The sequence below is a fragment of the Bradyrhizobium sp. JR4.1 genome (genome assembly GCF_040548605.1).
Classification (GTDB): domain Bacteria; phylum Pseudomonadota; class Alphaproteobacteria; order Rhizobiales; family Xanthobacteraceae; genus Bradyrhizobium; species Bradyrhizobium canariense.
Map to the genome: position 1 here is coordinate 16,872 of NZ_JBEPRY010000032.1, position 16,909 is coordinate 33,780.

20 protein-coding genes and 1 pseudogene are annotated in these 16,909 nt (G+C 61.4%); 6 read left to right on the forward strand and 15 right to left on the reverse strand.

The features are described from left to right. Nucleotides 1-14: 14 nt before the first annotated feature. The 4 genes and pseudogenes from ABIB90_RS36735 to ABIB90_RS36750 form a co-directional block, all read right to left on the reverse strand. Complete coding sequence (locus ABIB90_RS36735; protein ID WP_007592736.1) at nucleotides 15-278, reverse strand: hypothetical protein; 264 nt, start codon at nucleotides 276-278, stop codon at nucleotides 15-17. Nucleotides 279-1,064: 786 nt separating this feature from the next. After that, complete coding sequence (locus ABIB90_RS36740) at nucleotides 1,065-1,649, reverse strand: RraA family protein (protein ID WP_354171126.1); 585 nt, start codon at nucleotides 1,647-1,649, stop codon at nucleotides 1,065-1,067. A gap of 23 nt (nucleotides 1,650-1,672) precedes the next feature. Next, nucleotides 1,673-2,882 (reverse strand): annotated as a pseudogene (locus ABIB90_RS36745) (aspartate transaminase). A gap of 30 nt (nucleotides 2,883-2,912) precedes the next feature. Beyond that, nucleotides 2,913-3,251 carry a hypothetical protein gene (locus ABIB90_RS36750; protein ID WP_354171142.1) on the reverse strand — a complete coding sequence of 113 codons (339 nt, stop codon included), beginning with the start codon at nucleotides 3,249-3,251 and terminating at the stop codon, nucleotides 2,913-2,915. On the opposite strand from ABIB90_RS36750, the gene ABIB90_RS36755 reads away from it, so the two are divergent. From ABIB90_RS36755 to ABIB90_RS36775, 5 genes are all read left to right on the forward strand, one after another. Next, nucleotides 3,141-3,422 carry a hypothetical protein gene (locus tag ABIB90_RS36755; protein WP_354171140.1) on the forward strand — a complete coding sequence of 94 codons (282 nt, stop codon included), beginning with the start codon at nucleotides 3,141-3,143 and terminating at the stop codon, nucleotides 3,420-3,422. The two genes, ABIB90_RS36750 and ABIB90_RS36755, sit on opposite strands and share 111 nt — an antisense overlap. Nucleotides 3,423-3,662: 240 nt before the next feature. Continuing rightward, nucleotides 3,663-4,028, forward strand: a complete 366-nt coding sequence (locus tag ABIB90_RS36760) for a dodecin family protein (protein WP_354171124.1) — start codon at nucleotides 3,663-3,665, stop codon at nucleotides 4,026-4,028. Nucleotides 4,029-4,193: 165 nt separating this feature from the next. Continuing rightward, entirely contained in the window at nucleotides 4,194-4,505 is a 312-nt protein-coding gene (locus tag ABIB90_RS36765; protein ID WP_035992959.1) for a hypothetical protein, read from the forward strand. A gap of 152 nt (nucleotides 4,506-4,657) precedes the next feature. Next, complete coding sequence (locus ABIB90_RS36770; protein WP_354171122.1) at nucleotides 4,658-4,828, forward strand: hypothetical protein; 171 nt, start codon at nucleotides 4,658-4,660, stop codon at nucleotides 4,826-4,828. 37 nt (nucleotides 4,829-4,865) lie between these two features. After that, nucleotides 4,866-5,195 (forward strand): GcrA family cell cycle regulator, encoded by a 330-nt coding sequence (locus ABIB90_RS36775; RefSeq protein WP_007592751.1) that lies wholly within the window; start codon nucleotides 4,866-4,868, stop codon nucleotides 5,193-5,195. A gap of 1,040 nt (nucleotides 5,196-6,235) precedes the next feature. Here the strand turns inward: ABIB90_RS36775 and ABIB90_RS36780 are convergent. Beyond that, entirely contained in the window at nucleotides 6,236-6,385 is a 150-nt protein-coding gene (locus tag ABIB90_RS36780; protein WP_198288232.1) for a hypothetical protein, read from the reverse strand. Between the two features lie 1,014 nt (nucleotides 6,386-7,399). Here ABIB90_RS36780 and ABIB90_RS36785 point away from each other — a divergent pair. Next, nucleotides 7,400-7,603: a hypothetical protein gene (locus ABIB90_RS36785; protein WP_007592755.1), complete on the forward strand. Its 204-nt coding sequence runs from the start codon at nucleotides 7,400-7,402 to the stop codon at nucleotides 7,601-7,603. A gap of 35 nt (nucleotides 7,604-7,638) precedes the next feature. Here ABIB90_RS36785 and ABIB90_RS36790 read toward each other — a convergent pair whose 3' ends face one another. The 10 genes from ABIB90_RS36790 to ABIB90_RS36835 form a co-directional block, all read right to left on the reverse strand. Beyond that, nucleotides 7,639-8,640, reverse strand: coding sequence for a formate dehydrogenase subunit gamma (locus ABIB90_RS36790; protein ID WP_007592756.1), 1,002 nt, complete (start codon nucleotides 8,638-8,640; stop codon nucleotides 7,639-7,641). A gap of 39 nt (nucleotides 8,641-8,679) precedes the next feature. Further along, a complete protein-coding gene (gene fdh3B / locus ABIB90_RS36795; RefSeq protein ID WP_007592757.1) occupies nucleotides 8,680-9,276 on the reverse strand; it encodes a formate dehydrogenase FDH3 subunit beta in 597 nt (198 codons plus the stop codon). Between the two features lie 12 nt (nucleotides 9,277-9,288). Next, nucleotides 9,289-12,237, reverse strand: a complete 2,949-nt coding sequence (locus ABIB90_RS36800; RefSeq protein ID WP_354202498.1) for a formate dehydrogenase subunit alpha — start codon at nucleotides 12,235-12,237, stop codon at nucleotides 9,289-9,291. Nucleotides 12,238-12,249: 12 nt separating this feature from the next. Then, a complete protein-coding gene (locus ABIB90_RS36805; RefSeq protein WP_007592759.1) occupies nucleotides 12,250-12,459 on the reverse strand; it encodes a twin-arginine translocation signal domain-containing protein in 210 nt (69 codons plus the stop codon). Beyond that, nucleotides 12,456-13,280, reverse strand: coding sequence for a molecular chaperone TorD family protein (locus tag ABIB90_RS36810; protein ID WP_354171119.1), 825 nt, complete (start codon nucleotides 13,278-13,280; stop codon nucleotides 12,456-12,458). Before ABIB90_RS36810 ends, ABIB90_RS36805 begins: the two co-directional genes overlap by 4 nt. Before the next feature lie 136 nt (nucleotides 13,281-13,416). Further along, nucleotides 13,417-14,025: a DUF3306 domain-containing protein gene (locus ABIB90_RS36815; RefSeq protein WP_354171117.1), complete on the reverse strand. Its 609-nt coding sequence runs from the start codon at nucleotides 14,023-14,025 to the stop codon at nucleotides 13,417-13,419. After that, entirely contained in the window at nucleotides 14,022-14,534 is a 513-nt protein-coding gene (locus tag ABIB90_RS36820; RefSeq protein ID WP_354171115.1) for a DUF3305 domain-containing protein, read from the reverse strand. The genes ABIB90_RS36815 and ABIB90_RS36820 overlap by 4 nt, the downstream gene beginning before the upstream one ends. Beyond that, entirely contained in the window at nucleotides 14,531-15,538 is a 1,008-nt protein-coding gene (locus ABIB90_RS36825; RefSeq protein ID WP_354128783.1) for a DUF6352 family protein, read from the reverse strand. The genes ABIB90_RS36820 and ABIB90_RS36825 overlap by 4 nt, the downstream gene beginning before the upstream one ends. Then, nucleotides 15,535-16,074 carry a DUF6505 family protein gene (locus ABIB90_RS36830; protein ID WP_354128839.1) on the reverse strand — a complete coding sequence of 180 codons (540 nt, stop codon included), beginning with the start codon at nucleotides 16,072-16,074 and terminating at the stop codon, nucleotides 15,535-15,537. The genes ABIB90_RS36825 and ABIB90_RS36830 overlap by 4 nt, the downstream gene beginning before the upstream one ends. Nucleotides 16,075-16,082: 8 nt before the next feature. After that, the gene (locus ABIB90_RS36835) at nucleotides 16,083-16,850 is read right to left on the reverse strand and encodes a biotin/lipoate--protein ligase family protein (protein WP_007592767.1); all 768 of its coding nucleotides are present in this window, start codon (nucleotides 16,848-16,850) and stop codon (nucleotides 16,083-16,085) included. Nucleotides 16,851-16,909 lie beyond the last annotated feature (59 nt).

Sequence of the window (16,909 nt, forward strand, 5' to 3'; positions counted from 1 at the left end):
AGGCTGCGTCATGCTCATTCGCTATAGGACCGGCGTTGCCCTGTTTCGGCAGCCTCATTCGAGGCCAAGCAACGCCGCGCCCGCTCGATCTGGGCGCCGGTCGCCCCGTGGTTACGGGCATACATCTCAGCCAGGGCCGCCGAATACTTAGCAACGTAGTATTTGACCTCTGAGCAAGAAATCCGCTCTCCCGGTCTGTGCTGGCGCGCAGCATAGGCTTCAGAGCTCAGCGTCATCAGAAACAAGGCAGCAGCGCCAATCGCACGCGTGACAGTCATTGTCATCCCCCACAGCTACTAGGTTCGTTGCAGAGAGCAGGCCTGAATCGTCCCGATCGCGCAAATTAACACTGGGGCGCTAGTGCAACGTGTTGTGGACTGTTGCTTTCATGCCCCAGCTTCGTGAGCACCGGCCCGCCCATGCTGGCGAACCCCGTACAAATCCAGACTCGTCGACACAGATGCGCGGCAATTGACGTCCCCATGTAAGCTGCATTGCGCAACGGGACACGCCGCTCTGGTCATCTCGGGAACCCAAGGGCGCGACACGCCGGCCGGCGCCGCCGCGATCCTAACGGGCACAAACCTCTCCCGCGGCGCCTGGGGAGGACCTCACGATGCCGACCAGCAATTCAATCCTCTGCGCGGATGACTACCGGTACGATCATCCTCTCTCGCTCCAGTCCATCATGGGCCAGTTTGAGCGAACTACAGCAACCGAGGGCCAACCAGATCCAATCATGGCCCCGAAGCGCTTGGATTGATGGATCGGGCGGCGGGATTTGATGTCCTGTTCGTCGACGCGATCATGCCGGTCGGCATCAACGGACGGCTGCTTGCCGTCAGATCGACAATCGCCGGCCCGGTACTTTACACGTGGGGATATTCGGAGAACGCGATCATTCACCATGGCATGCTCGATCCGGGGCTTCCTTGCTCAGCAAGCCGTCCCGGTAGGTCCCTGCTTCCTCCGCTTTGACGCTTCAGTTCGCGCACCGCGCTTCCAATGCGTCGATGAACGAACGATCCCACCGGCCGTCACGCATGGCCTGCATCGTGGCTTCTTCACGGGCACGCTGAGTCTCGGCATTCGCGATCAACGAGCGAGCCGCATCGGGCGCGAAATGCGAGCAGGCCATCCTGATCGCCAACGAGCAGATCACCTGGCCGCACGACCATCCCACCGACCGTGACCGGCACATTGATCGCGCCAGGACCATCTTTGTAGGGGCCGCGGTGATTGACGCCGCGTGCATAGATCGGAAACGTCCGCTCCCGGATTTCCGCCACGTCGCGGATAGCTCCATCGATCACCATCCCAGCAAGACCTATCGTTGCCCCGTAAAAGGATAGAATACCGCCGATCACTGCATTCGTGATGTCGCCACCCGCGTCGATCACCATGACATCGCCCGGCCGGCAAAATTCGAAGGCGCGCAGGATTGCGAGGTTGTCTCCCCCTCGAGTGAGCACTGTGACCGCCGTTCCGGCGAGCGGGGCGGGCTTGTGGTAGGGCGCGAGCCCGACGGAGCCGCTGTTCCGCTGCATATTGTCGCTCAAGAGCGCCACGGGGATGCCGCGAAGCGCAGTAATGATGTCGGCCGATATCTGCGGTGCGGAAGCATTCTTCGTGAGACCGGACGTCTGCATGGCTTCGAATCCTGAGTGGAGTATTAGCGCAAATCGAACACGGCCCGCGCGATGCGCGCGACGCCGTCGGTCAATGTTTCAATATCGGTGGCGATCGAACGCCTGAAGTAGGGCGAAAGTCCATAGGCCGTTCCGGCAACCAACGCGACGCCGGCGCTGTCGAGAAATACAAAACCACGTCGCCGTCGGCGTCGAGCCGTTTGCCGTCGGGCGTGGTCTTGCCGATCAAGCCACCGCAATTGACATAGAGTTAGAACGCACCACTCGGCGCCATGCAACTTAGGCCGGGGATCGCGTTGACGAGCGGCAAGATCGCGTCGCGTCGTTGCCGGTAGATCGCGACACTTTGCTCGACGAAGCTCTGGTCGCCGTCGAGGGCCGCGGCGGCGGCGGCCTGGCTGATCGAACAGCAGTTTCCGGACGATTGGGACAGAAACGTGTTGATCGCCTGAACCAGATCGCTCGGACTTGCGATCCAGCCGATCCGCCAGCCCGTCATGGCATAGGTCTTGGAGACACCGTTGACGGCCAGCGTGCGAGTGCGCAGTTCGGGTGCGACCTTGAGAATATGCGGCCGCGCTGACACCGCCGTAGCGAATGTGCTCATAGATGTCGTCGGCCATCACCATGACATGCGGATGCCTCGCAAGCACGCCGGCAAGCGCGCGATATTCGTCGGCCGTATAGCTTGCGCCGGTCGGATTGCTCGGTGAATTGATCACGAGCCAGCGCGCGCGCCGTGATCGCGCTCTCCAGTTGCGCCGCGGTCAATTTGAAATTCTGCGTATCGTCGCACGGAACAAAGACCGGAATGCCGTCGCAGGCAATCGCCATATCGGGATAGGAAACCCAATAGGGGGCCGGAATGATCACCTCATCGCCGGGCTCCAGCGTGGCCGCGAAAGCGCTGTAGATCGCGCTCTTTGCGCCGTTCGTTGCTATGATCTCGTCGAGCGCATAGGTCAGCCCGTTCTCGCGCTCGAGCTTGGCCGCAATCGCGCGCCTGAGATCCACGGTGCCAGCCATCAGGGTGTATCGCGTCGCACCCTTTTCCATCGCGTTCGCCGCTGCCTGGCGGATGTGCGCAGGCGTGTCGAAATCGGGCTCGCCGACCACCAGACTGACGATCTGTCTGCCTTGCCGGCGCAATTCGTTGGCGCGGTCGGCGGCCGCCGTGCTGGGTGAAGGTTTAATTCGCCGGACGCGCTCTGCGATGCGGGATGAGTTCACCATGAACCTCGATCATACTGTCGGGTCGCGACGCTATCTTTCGGCGCGGGGTAAGGCCAAGACGAGTTCGGTCTTCCTCGATATGAATTTCTTATAGATGATGGCGATTTCGGCTAACGTGGCAGAGTTCTTGCTGGCGCCGAGGCCCGGCCGAGCAACCAGAAGATGGCAACGGCCCGGTGGGAGTAATCCGTGAACCCGAGGCGCTTGCAATATTTCGTGAAAATCGTCGATATCGGCAGTCTCACACAAGCCGCCGACATCCTGCACGTGGCGCAGCCTGCGCTCAGCCAGCAATTGGCGACGCTCGAGGGCGAGGTCAAGCAGCAATTGCTGAACCAAACGCGGGGTAACACCGACGGAAGCTGGCAAGGTGCTCTACCGACACGCCCAGCTCATCCTGCGCCAGTGCGACCAGGCGAAAGTGGACATGAACGCCGCCGGCGAGGGCCTGTTGGGTGCGGTGTCCGTAGGACTGGCGCCCGGCACGGCTGCGGCCAGATTGGCGCTGCTCGTGCTTCCGCGGCAAGTCATGAGATCTGAGCGATAGCTATCTACAGACCGTCGCTAGAGCAGGTGGACAAGGGCAAGCCTGCACGGATGCGAATCCTTGCCTCGTGGCAAGCGCCGGAGCGAGGGGCTTGGACGGCTTAGCCGGTCCGTATTTTTGGTTAGTCTCAGCAGCCGCGATCGAGTGACCCGAGACTGAAATGGTCGGCACCGGGTCAAACAGGAAAGTGACAGGCAATCGGACGTTTTTCCGTCTGCTCGCTAGGAGCGGACATGATGGCGCTGGCCCGGCAGGTTGGCTCCGGCCAAAGCTGCCCCCGCCAAATGCAATTTTTGTCCCTTTCCGGCTCCGGACGGCATCCCCGTATCGGGGTCGAGATCCTGATGCTAGATTTCCTTCGTCATCCCGGACAGGAGGACGACATGCCTGATAGCGTCTACAAGGTCATTGAACTGGTCGGTACCAGCAACGACTCGTGGGAGAAGGCCGCCGCGAATGCGGTCGAGCAAGCTGCAAAATCTCTCCGAGATCTTCGCATTGCAGAGGTCGTCAAGCTGGATATGCAGCTCGATGACAAGGGAAAGGTCGAGGCCTATCGCGCCAAGCTCAACGTATCGTTCAAGTTCGAGGGCTCCTGAGCCTCAGCACCTCGCCCGATGCGCAGGGCGAGGAGGACTCATTGGAAAAGGCGCGTTGCCCGGTTCGCCTAGCCGGACACTGTGGCCCGGCCTCGGAAGTTGGCCCTAGTCCGACCGGGACCGATATGCTTTGATGCGTCGAGGCGTGTGGCGCGTGGTGGCCTCATGTACATGGTCATTCGCAAGTACACCAAGATTCGTTCGGTAGCGGACGCCGCTCGCCGCGCCAAGAGCGGCGTCGGCCAGATCCTAAGGCAATCGCACGGATTCAGGTCTTACCAAGTTCTGGATGCGGGCGACGGCGTTGGTATCGCCGTGATGATATTTGACGATCGCGAAAGCGCCAATGCAGCGAACGCCAAGATACTCGCGTTTGTTCAAGCAAGTCTACATGACCTCGATCTTGGAGTCCCCGAAATCACCACCGGCGAGGTTTTGGTGAACATAGAGCCGAATGAGTTTTCGGGCATAAAGTAGCTAAAAACGCCACCATTTGCGTGGCGGTTGCTCTCCTTTGCTCATGTCGTCGACTTGACGTTCCCATCTCGTTTGCACCGATCGCGCCCTGGACGCGCGTGCCGTCCGCCATGAATATGGGACTACGCGTGTTTTCGAGGAGTAGCAGCCACATGAAGCAACATACCTTCGAAGCATTTTCCACCACCGCGATCTGCTGGACACCGCTTGTGCTTATGGGCACCGCGATGCCGCCAAGAGATCCCGATGAAGACGACGAGGACGACGAAGAGGAAGATGACGCTGACGACCCGCCGGTCGTGCGCGAGCCGGACGAAGACTAGACTGGCGTGTTCGGCAGTCGGCGCTATAATATCTCTCATGGGCTGGGATGCGAAAGACATAGCGCTCCTCAACAGGCTCTGGTCCGCAGGACAGAGCGCGGCGCAGATTGCGCGTCGTCTCGGGTGCAGTCGTAACGCGGTCTGCGGCATGCTGACCCGTCTGGGCTTGAAGCGCGGCCACAAGCCGCCCACAGCAAGGCCCAAGATAAGGCCGCGCCCGAAGCTGAGGCCGACCTCGTCGGCGGCCTGCGCCCGTCCAGTCGCACGGAAGGTGTCGCGGAACACAGTGCAGAGGCAGCCGCCCAAGGAATTCAGCAAGCAGCAGCTCTACTCCATGCTGGCAGAGGCGGTCAGAAACACTGGCTAAGAGCTCACCAAGATGTGGTTGTGCTCCCGCAAGTCCCTGGCCGAGTTCGACGGGTTCGGCAGTCGTATACCCATCCCAAGACTTCATCTGCTTGGAGTCAAAAGCAGCGGTAGATGCTAGGCTGAACTTACTTGTGGTTTGCCGCCGAAAGCCGACATGTCACCGATTCAAGAGATCTTCGGCTAAGCGGTCTGAAGTGGAAGCCGTAATGCCGGATCTGGCCCTTGAATGACCTGCCGTCGATATCGGTGACGCCGCAACGTCGATGGCGATCGTCGTGCGCTCGAAAAGCGATCTTGCAAACGATAAGGCGCTGCTTGCGGCCAACTCACCTGTTCCGCCGCAAGGAACGATTGCATCAGCCGTGCTTTAGCCGTCCGCACCTTTAATTGTTCGATCAACAGTTTGCGAAAGCCGCCGCCGCCGATCGAAGGACCAGTCAATGCGCATCCGTCTCGTTGGTGGCACGGGGCTTATTCGATCGGCAATCCAGGCCAGACTGTCCGCCGAAGGGCCCGAATGCGTATTGGTGTCGCGCCACCCGGCGGCACCTGATACGCACCACATCACCCTCGATATGGTCGGACCACCGACGCTTCGAAATGGAAGGACGCTCTTGCCGACGTTGATGTCGTTGTCAATGCGGCGGGTGCCCTGCAGGGACAGGACATGCAGGCGGTTCATGTTGCTGGCAGCGCGGCGCGGGGGCCATGCAAGGGTGCGAAGTCATTGGATGTCTCAGCAGGCGGTTGCTGGGCCCGGCCCGGGCCTAGCAGAATCCCCGCGCTCGTTTCATTGTATGCGGCGCCCGAACCGTTGGGGCTGACTGACATCAGCGCCGAACTGAACCAAGGCTGGAGCCGAGTGACTTCCGCAGTTTGCCCGAAGCTGCAAATCAGAGTCCTCTGCTCTTGTCGCCGTTTGACCCTGAACGGACATGCTAGGCATAAACAGCTGGACGCGGTGTGGTGTGAGGTCTTGGCTTTGGTTTGCTCGGACGTCCGCATCACGGACTGACGCGCTCGCACCAAACCCCTGCCCTACTGGGCTTGATCGTAGGCCTGCAGGATCCGGACAAAATCAGCCATGCTGGATCGATCTTGGTTTTCAGCCATAGCTGCAACCTGAGTATTGGACACGCGTTGGCTTCCCCGTCTGAACCGCATCAGGAGGTCGGCGATGTTTCTCATGGCGGACTCTCTGCACTAACTACGGCCGTAAGCGTCAGTTGAGCGGCGAAGCACCGCTAGATCGGGAGAAGGGCCGGCGGGCGCTACGCCGCCGGTCTCGTCCCGCAACTGTCGGCTCGCAGGGCCGGTTCCGTTGCTTTTCAGTCTGGATGTATCGGTAACATTAGCGCTTGGTCGGCGCCATCGCGCGCAGGTATGAAGTGACCATACTTAGGTAGACTTGGGTTAGTGAATCGGGATCGGGAGCCATCCCGATCGGCACCGTTCGAATTGGAGGCTGCCGCTGACCAGGCCATCGCTGCCTGCGGTCGAGACACCCGGGAGGCGGTCAAGGCGCTCATTGTCGCAAACGGGCTCCTCGAGGCGCAGGTCGAGGATTGCGAGCCTCGGTTTCCGCCGGCTACTCGCGCGGCCCGTTCGTCGTCCGCGCGACCGTCCCCCCGAATTGACCAAGTAGGCACTTCGAAACCGCCCGTCGAAAAGGCGGCCTCGGTCAAGCTGCAGATCCGAGCTTCATCGAAAGCTCTCAGCGCGGTCGCCTTCAGCCGCAGCGGGGATGCGGCGATGGGCCACTTCGGAGACGCAACCGTGATACGGAAGTTTGGCGAGGTCCTGGACGACCTGAGTACGCGTGAAGCCGCTGGTTCAGCTTTTTCAAGTCGTACTCGGTGCGCAGCCGGCCCACGATCGCTCCGATCACCTCCCCGCATCTTGCTGCCCGTCCGACATGATTGCGACCTTCCAGGTGTCGTGACAGGGCAAGATGAGATGGCGATATAGGTCGGCAACTCGCAGCTGTCTTCCATTGTTGGACCTTCGGCCCTTCTAAGCTCCGGAACACGTGCGCGGTCCATACTTCTTGTTTGGCGGCGCAAACCATCGATGGACTGCCCGACCTTCGTTCAGCCGTCGGAACCGGAAAAAAGGCTCGAAGGATGTGAGGCGGCTCACATCACCGGGACCAATTAGAGCCTACGCCGTCTTGGCGGACACAACACCGGACGGAGATGTCGAATGAAACGCCTTATGCTTTCGCTCGTCACGGCCCTGCTCGTCATCGGTGCGGCGACCAGCGTGCTCAGACCGCATGCACTTCTTCACTCTGCACAGAGCGGCATGCCAAACATTCAAGAGCTGCAGACAGCCCAGGCGAGCACGCTGGCCGAGCAGGAGATCGAGGACCGGTCCGTTCTGTTTGCCAGAGGGCGCACGCAATAGAGCACACCTGACCGGCCCTCTTCAGCCGCTCCCCCTCATTCCGCCGCAGCGGTCACTGGTTGCGGCTTTTGATCGTTCGGCCCGGTTCGCCCACTCTGTTCGTCGAGCCAGAGGCTATGATGTTCGCGTGCCCAGTTGAGGTCGACCTCACCCGAACCCATGGCCTCGAAAGCCCCCTCCATCCCGATCGTGCCGATGTAGATATGCGCTATCATTGCGGCCACGAATAGCACGGCAACCACGGAGTGGATGATCTGGGCCATCTGCATGCCTTCAATGCCGCTGACGTAGAACGGGAACATCAGCTCGTATCCCGTCGCTGCAACGAGGCCGCCCCCGATTACGACGATCCAGTAAATCATCTTCTGGCCGGCGTTGAAGCGATAGGCCGGTGGATGATCATGGCCGACAATGCCCCCTCCCCGCTTGATCCAGGCGACGTCCACCTTGTTCGGGAGATTTCCCGCGATCCACATCAGGAAGATCAGGACGACGCCGACGGTGAACGGGAAACTCAGATAGTTGTGGGCATACTTCGCCCATTGTGACCATTCGGAGAACGCTTCAAAACCGATCAACGGCAATAACAACGGCCGCCCGAAGGTGATGTTCAGACCCGAGATGGCGAGGATGATGAAGCAGGTCGCTGTCATCCAATGCACGAAGCGCTCAAACAGCGTGAAGCGCACAATGGTGCGGCCCGATCGCCCGCTTTCAAGCCGCACCATGCCGCGGGTGAGATAGAAGATCACGAGCAAAGCCAGCATGCCGATAATCGCGACGCCCCCGATCCAGCGCAGCGTGACATTGCGAAACTCCCGCCATTCGCGTCCCTGTGGCTGCTCAAGCACGCCCGATCTCTGATCCGGAATGCTGACACGGCCCTGGATTCGGTTCAGCTCCTGCAGCAACTGCTGCTCCTTGACGGAGCTTGCGGTCGGATTGACCTGCTGGGTGCTCGCTGGAGCCGCCATGATCACCAGAAGCAGCGCGCATGCGCCAAATGCCAGGCGAACGAGTTTTCCAAATGACGCCATCTGCGCCTCCCGGTATCGCGTCCTTGACTGTCGTCCGCGTCAGGACTCGATCGTCTCGCGATACGCGGTCTTCCAGCCCCACGCGCCGGAGCCGTAGCCGCGCTTCATCACGCGTTCCTTGTAGATCTGGGCGATGATCTCCCCGTCGCCGGCGAGCAATGACTTCGTCGAGCACATTTCGGCACACAGCGGCAACTTGCCCTCCGCCAGCCGGTTCGCGCCGTACTTCTCGTATTCCTCCTTGCTGCCATCGGCCTCGGGGCCGCCGGCGCAGTAGGTGCATTTGTCCATCTTGCCGCGTGAGCCGAAGTTCCCGACCTTGGGATATTGCGGCGCGCCGAACGGACAGGCGTAGAAGCAATAGCCGCAGCCGATGCAGAGGTCCTTGGAGTGCAGCACCACGCCATCGGCGGTGGTGTAGAAACAGTTCACGGGGCACACGGCTGCGCAGGGCGCGTCGGTGCAGTGCATACAGGCCATCGAGATCGAACGCTCGCCTGGCTTACCATCATTTATGGTGACCACGCGGCGCCGGTTGATACCCCAGGGCACCTCATGCTCGTTCTTGCAGGCGGTGACGCAGGCATTGCACTCGATGCAACGGTCGGCGTCGCAGAGGAATTTCATACGGGCCATCGTCGTTGCTCCTTATGCCGCCGCGATTTGGCAAAGAGTGACCTTCGGTTCCTGCATGCCCGTCGCGGGATCATATCCGTAGGTCGTGATGGTGTTCGCGCTTTCGCCGAGAACGATCGGATCTGTCCCCTTCGGATAGGCGCTGCGAAGATCCTTCCCTGCCAGCCAGCCGCCGAAATGGAAGGGCATCCAGGCGACGCCCTTGCCGACACGCTCGGTGACGAGCGCTTTCATCCTCGCTCTGGAATTGTTCTCTGCGCCGGTGACCCAGACCCAGCCGCCATCCTTGACGCCGCGATCAGCAGCATCGGCCGGGTTGATTTCGATGAACATCTCCTGCTGTAGTTCGGCAAGCCACGGATTGGTACGCGTCTCCTCCCCACCCCCCTCATACTCGACCAGACGGCCCGACGAGAGGATGAGCGGGAACTGCTTGGCAATCCCCTTCTCCACAGCAGCCTTCTGCACCGAGAAGCCGATGTTGGGCATGCGAAACTGCTTGGCATTGGGCAGCGTCGGATATTTCTCGACAAGATCGACACGTGGCGTGTAGATCGGCTCGCGATGGACCGGAATCGGATCGGGCAGGCCGAAGGCGTTCATGCGTGCCTTGCCGTTGCCGTACGGCACGCAGCCGTGTTTGAGCGCGACCCGCTGGATGCCCCCTGAGAGATCGAGCGACCAGGACACCGAATCCGGATTGGTCGGATTGATCTTCATGATCGTGGCCATCTCCGCTTCGGTGAGATCCGTGTCCCAGCCAAGCTTCTTCAGGCTCGCCAGCGTGAATTCGGGATAGCCGTCCTGAATCTCGGAATCCTTAGAGTACGATTTGTCGGCCAGCAGGCTGACCTTGCGCGTGGACCCGTCTGGCAGCTTCTCCTCGCGTTCGATACCGAAGCGCGGCCGGAACGTGCCGCCGCCATCCATCACCGCGAGATTGGTGTTGTAGAGCAGCGGCGTGCCCGGATGCCGGACGTCCGGTGAGCCCCAGCACGGCCACGGCAGGCCGTAGTAGTCACCGCCGACCTCGGGATCGTCCTTTGGGGCACGCATCGTCAGCATGTCGAACTTCGCCTGGTGCTTCATGTGCGCCTTGAGCCGCTCAGGCGATTGCCCGCAATAGCCGGTCGACCAGCTGCCGCGATTCATTTCGCGCAGCACATCCTCTGCTTCAGGCAGATTGTTCTCGACCTTGATTTTCTTGAACATCTGGTCTGCGAATCCGAGCTTCTTGGCCACAAGATAAATGACCTCGAGATCATCCTTGGATTCGAAGATCGGTTTGACGATCTGCTCGCCCCATTGCAGCGAGCGGTTCGAGGCGACGCGCGATCCCTTGCACTCGAATTGCGTGGCCACGGGAAGAATGTAGACGCCATCCTTGCGGCCGGCCTCGACCGCCAATGACGCCCACGTCGTGGGATGCGGGTCGGCAATGATAAGCAGGTCTAGCGCCTTCAGGCCGTTGAGAGACTCCGGAATGCGCGTGATGCTGTTGCTGGCGTGCCCCTGAACGAACACTGCCCGTACGTTGTCCTTCTGAGCGACCTGATCTTTCGGCAGCGTTACTGCCTCGAACCAGCGGGTCAGAGGAATGCCGGGAGTCTCCATGATCTGCTTGGAATCGAAGCGCGACTTCAGGAATTCGTAGTCAACGTCCCAGACCCGCGACCAGTGCTTCCACGCGCCCTCGGCGAGACCGTAGTAGAACGGCAACGTCACAATATCGAGCCCAACGTCGGTCGCCCCCTGCACGTTGTCGTGGCCGCGGAAGATGTTGGCACCCATGCCCGGTCCGCCCACATTGCCGGTCAAGAGCAGCAGGATGCAGCTCGCCCTCACATTGGCGGTGCCGACGGTCTTCTGGGTCTGGCCCATGGCCCAGATCAAGGTCGACGGCTTCTCGGTGGCGAACAGCTTGGCGACCCGCTTGAGCTGTTCGCCTGGAATGCCGGTGACGCGCTCCACCTCATTCGGATTCCATTTCTCCACTTCCTTGCGGAGATCGTCGAAGCCGTAGACGCGCTGCCTGATGAATTCCTTGTCCTCCCAACCGTTCTGAAGGATGTGCCACATGATGCCGTAGAGCACCGGAATGTCGGTGCCCGGACGCATCCGCACATATTCCGTGGCGTGCGCAGCGGTGCGTGTCATGCGCGGGTCGATGACGATGAAGTTGGCCTTTTGCAGTTCCTTGCCCTCGAGCAGATGCTGCAACGAAACCGGATGCGCTTCGGCCGGATTGCCGCCCATGATCATCTGGGTCTTGGCGTTGCGGATATCGTTGTAGCTATTGGTCATCGCGCCATAGCCCCAAGTATTGGCGACGCCGGTGACAGTGGTCGAATGGCAGATGCGTGCCTGATGGTCGGTGTTGTTGGTGCCCCAGAACGCCCCGAGCTTGCGGAACAGATAAGCGCCTTCATTGGTCATCTTGGCCGAGCCGAGCCAATAAACGGAATCGGGACCCGATTTTTCGCGAACTTCGATGATCTTGTCGCCGATCTCGTTGATCGCAGTCTCCCAGGAGACGCGCGTCCATTGCCCGTTTAAGAGCTTCATCGGATAGCGCAAACGCCGCTCGCTGTGCACCAACTCGCGTACGGAAGCTCCCTTCGCGCAATGAGATCCTCGATTGATGGGGGAATCCCAGCTCGGCTCCTGGCCGATCCAGACCCCGTTCAACACCTCCGCGGTCACGGTGCATCCGACCGAACAATGCGTACAGATGCTTTTCTTGACGGTGGCCCCGGCGGTCAGCGGACCCGCCACGGCCGCTTCCGCCTTGCGCACGCCGGAAATCGGCATGGTCCCGAGTGCCGCGAGCGCGCCACCCGCAAGACCGGACCGGCGCAGGAAGGCGCGGCGATCGAGACCGCCGGTCTGCCTTGCCATGGTGTCCGCGACCGAGCCGCGGCGGTCGGATCCGGAATGCTCTTGTGTTCGCTTGATAAGCACGGGCGGCCTCCCTCAGGCGGGATAGCGGTTGACGCGGTAATAGGCCTTCACGTGATCGGATTCCTTGTAGCGCGACTTGCGCTTCTCATCGTCATTCTCGCTGTCGGCCTGCGCGGAACCGACGAGTGGCGTCGTCAGCATGGCCCCAGCGCCTACCGTGCCGATGCCAACCCTGCGGAGGAAGTCGCGCCGTCCGACGATCGCTTTCTTTTCATCGCTCATCGCACCTCTCCCGGACCAGCCTCGCATGGCCACTTCGCGAACGAAAATCCTTGCCTCTCGATCTCGATAAACAGGCGGCCGAACGTGCCGACCGCGCGGTAGAACCTTGCGCTCGCCGCCTGCTCCATGTCGCCAAACAGACGTCCCATCCAGGACGAAACGTGTTTCTCGAACAGCGCACGCTGCGCAACGAACGGCGCTTCCCAGCGGCCATCAGCCATTCCGGCCATGATCGCGCAGAGAATGGCGGCATGATCCTCAGGCTCGGAATTGCCCTCGGCGCGCGCGATGCCGAGCTCCGCGAGATCCGTCCGCAAACGTGACAACGGCCGCTCGTTGAGGAAGCCGGTCAAATAGTAGGAGGCGTAGGGCAGCAACTCACCGCGGCCGAGACCGACAAAAAGGTCGAAATATTCACGTTCGACCTGAGCTGCGGTCGTGTGCGAAGCGGCTTCCGCCAAGCCGGCGTGAGCCTGACCGAGTGGCGTGCCGTCTCCGCTCAAACCCGTAAGCCGATCGAGCAAGCGCTTGGACGGCGCAGCTGCGAGCAAGGCGGCGAGAAGGACATATTCCTGCGCTCGCGCGACATCGATCGGATCGATGCTGTCTTGCGATGCCGTGTGTTCGTGATGGTGATCGGGATAGAGATCAGGCCGCAGCTCGGCCCGAGGAACACCTGTTGCAGCTTCGACCGCAATCACCCGCTGAGCGGGTACCTTGCTCCAGTTCGAAATCGAGGGCTGGCTGATGTGGATTTTGCGCGCAAGCTGGGCCACGCCGCCTGCGGCGTCAATGGCGCGATAGAGCCCGGCGTCACGCACATGGACCTCCGTTGCCTGAGACCCTCGAGCGACCAATTTTACTTGCGCAACAAAGCGCTAGCAAATCTAGACCTAGTTCCGCAGACGGTCAATCGCCGCTCAATAGGTTGAGGCTATAGCGCCTTTGGTAGCAACACTATTGAGGCAGGGCACTACCATGTACGCGGCGCGGAACAGTATCGGGCTCCATGGCCGATTGCGATGCAACGGGAGTCGCGATCTCTGTGGGACCGGTTTCATCAGGCGTCTCGGTAAGCCCAACGGAGTGCACAATATCGCCATTCGGAACGGCCGAGGACTCCTGCAATTGCGTCGGCGTGTCAGGCTGAGTCTCTGCGGCTTCACGCAGACCCCCGACGATCCGGTCGACCCAGGCTGCCAGCTCCGCCTGCGAGCAATCGAGTGGTCCGAAGCCGGGCATGGCATTCGGATCGTTGAAGTCCCAGGCGTTCTCGGCGAGCCCCACGAAATCGCGGATCGCCGGATCGGCCGTCCAGGCGCGGCGAAGGGCCGCTTGCATCAATTCGGGCGGAATACCTTTGCGCAGGAAGGCGGTGATGTCGGTTCCCGCCGCGATCGCGTCGATCGACGGCAAGCTGCCAAGATCCACGTCCGGTTCGGGCTCGGCCGCGGCGGATGGCACCGCGGCTGCACCGGCCGGCCCGGCTGTTTCCGCTGGCGGAGCATTCGAATTCGACTCGCGCTTGCGACGCGACCAACGTGCGAGAAACTCTTCCTCGGTCATTCTTGCCCGCCTTCATGCTGCCGACGCGCCAAAGCCTCGGGGTCGGCGCGCCGGCGCTCGCGTTTGACGAACTCTCGCTCGACGTGGTGTTCGGCAATGAAGCTTTCAATCAGCTCGCGCACTACCTCGGGCATCGGTACGGCTTCAACCAGATTGTCAGCGGCCCCGGTAAACCCCTCTCCTTCGGCGGGATCAGCGGTCGTGGCGGCGATCGCATAAGGCCAAGCTCCCTCGGATGGGCTCAAGACCACCCAGAGGCTCGGCGTGCCGGAGGCAATATTGTCGCGGTAACGCGCAGTTTCCGACACGTACAGATCAACCGTTGCGCTGCCGGCATAGAACCAGGTGGTGCCGCCCTGTTCGCGCAAGATTGTCCAGGGCTCCGTGTCCGGTATGTCAGGCAACACGGCGGCGCTCCGCCAGATAAAATCGCACCACGGCGAATCCGCCTTGCGCAGTTCGACGACGATACCGACGGGAATACGCTGGAGCGGCAGGGCAACACTCATGAGATCGCCTCCAGGCGCCTGATCGGGAGTCCCCTCAACAGGTTCTGCGGTTTCATGCGGAGCTTCCGATCGGCTGTCATCGCTAGGATCAGATAGACCGGCTCGCCCCGCAAGGTCTCTAGGGCGAGTTGAGGATCCGCAAAGGTGAGGCGAAACAGCGAAAGAACTCGCCCTGCGCTGAGCCCGTCGAGCTCCTCGCCATGCCAAAGCCGATCGCCCATCTTGGTGGCGTCAGCGTCCAACCCGATATACCAGGCCAGCTTTACCTCGCGTAGTTCCGTCAGCGGTTCAATGCGAACATCGATCCCGAGCAGATGGGAGACCCAGCGCGTCATCGCCTGTGCCAGCGCGCGAGGGCCTCGCCCACCCGCGGTGAGATCGAGGGCCATATCGAACTGGTTGCTGCGTTGCCAATAACTCTCGGCATTTTCCTCGCTCAGCACATCGAGCTGGGCGTCAGTCTTGGTGCCCAGCATCGAGATCAGCGACAAGATAGGCGTCGGGCTGCGATCGCCGACAACCTCTTCGTCGCCAAGCAGCAAGGCCTGTTCATGTGGAAGGATCCGCTGCGGCCGGAAGAACAGCTCGGCGGCGCGCAGCACGAACACATCGTCGTTGGCGTCAAGCGCATTGCGCAAGATCACATGCACGAGCTGATTGATGAACAGCGGCGGCAGGACGTTTGACGACGAACTCAGAACTGCGAGATACGCAGCTTCGAGCGTCGGGTGCCGCAACATAAGATCGCGAAACTCCACCACGAAGCGCCAGTTCTCCCGCGCGTCCTCATCGGCGATCGCAGCGACCTCGTCGGCTGCGACCGCCCGGCGCGGATCAGCAAGCATCTCACGATGCAGTCTTCGTTCGACCGGGCACGCGTCCTTCGGCGGCATCAGCTCGGGACGGGCAAAATAAGCCTTCAAGAATTCGTCGGTGACACGAAGCCCGCCGCTCTCGTCGCGATCGAGCAGATGATGGCCGCATGCGATCCAGAAATCACTCATCGGAGGAGCCGCTCCTGGCCCCCATCAGAATAGTTAAGATCGCTGTCGGCTTTGACATCATCCTCGATTTCCATGAACGAGAATGCCTTGCCATGACGCTGCCCTTCCCGCAGTTGCAGCTTACGGAAGCTCTCGTGAACGTCGCCGTCGCCGCCCGAGCGGTGGACCGCAATGAGCGAGCTGACCGGATGCGAGCAGAGCGACTGTGCAAAGGTGACTTCCTCTTCCGCAGCGGCCCTCGCAATTGCCATGTCCGGTGCGCCGAACCGATCGACAAGTTGTCTGGCAAGGAGCTCGATCAGCACCTGGCAATCGTCCTCGGTTGCCGGGACGATCTGCGCGAGCGTCGACCATCCCCAGGATTGCACGCCAAGAAAGCCGCTGCGGAAGGCGGCACGTGCCTTTCGGCTCAGCTCCGCCGGATCCTGACCGCAGAAGCGGAAGGCGCCGGAGACGGCCCATTCGCCTGGCATTGCCGGCACGTCGAACACGAAGGTGTCGGAGGGATCCAGGGCGATCGTGCGTAGAAGTTTGATAGTCTTTTTCACCGCCTCGGCCCTCCAAGCGTCGGATCGAGCCAGGATGGCGAGGCCAGCGCGTCGACGAGAGCTGCCCGCTCGGTCGTATCACGACCCGTGTGGCGCGTGAGCAGATCGCCGCGATCATCGATGCGTCGGAGCGTTTGCCGCTCGCGAGGGATACGGCTGAGATATTCGCGCGCGACGCTGTCAAATCCATCGACCTGCCAACTGTCGATCGCCCGCATCAGGTGCCGTGCAAAGCTCTCTGTCATCTGTACTGCGCCGGCCTCGCCGAACCCTTCCTCATCGAGGGCGGAGGCAAGCGGGCGAACACCGGGATCATGATCGTTGATCATGACTGTTCGAATCATGGCCCCAAATACGAGCCAATCCGGCGGCTCATCCTCGTCCGCGGATGCAGGCCAGCCAAGCCGTCCCCCTCCGACGAGTCCACCGTCGATCCTCACCGCATCGGGCCAACCGATCGCAACTTCCTTGGCCGGCGGCGCATAGGCGCGCAGGGCGTCGGTCAGGGCGACCATGCCGGCGTAAAAGGCGCGGCGTGCGGTGATCAGCGGCTCCGTGGGCTCCAGCACCACCGCGAACTCGGCGACGTCGAACCGCCCTACATAGACCAGCGTGCCGGCACCGCTTTCGGGTGCAATGCAGCATGCATGGGCGAACGCGTCTCCGCTCTCGCGCAACCGGACCAAGGCAAAGGGCGGCGGCAATTGGATCCATTCCGCCGTGGAAGCGAGGCTGGTTGGGATCGACCGCAGGCCTTCCTCCAATTTCTCCTTTTCCCCAATTGACAATATCTATACGAAGCGAAGGATCGGAGCGAGCCCGT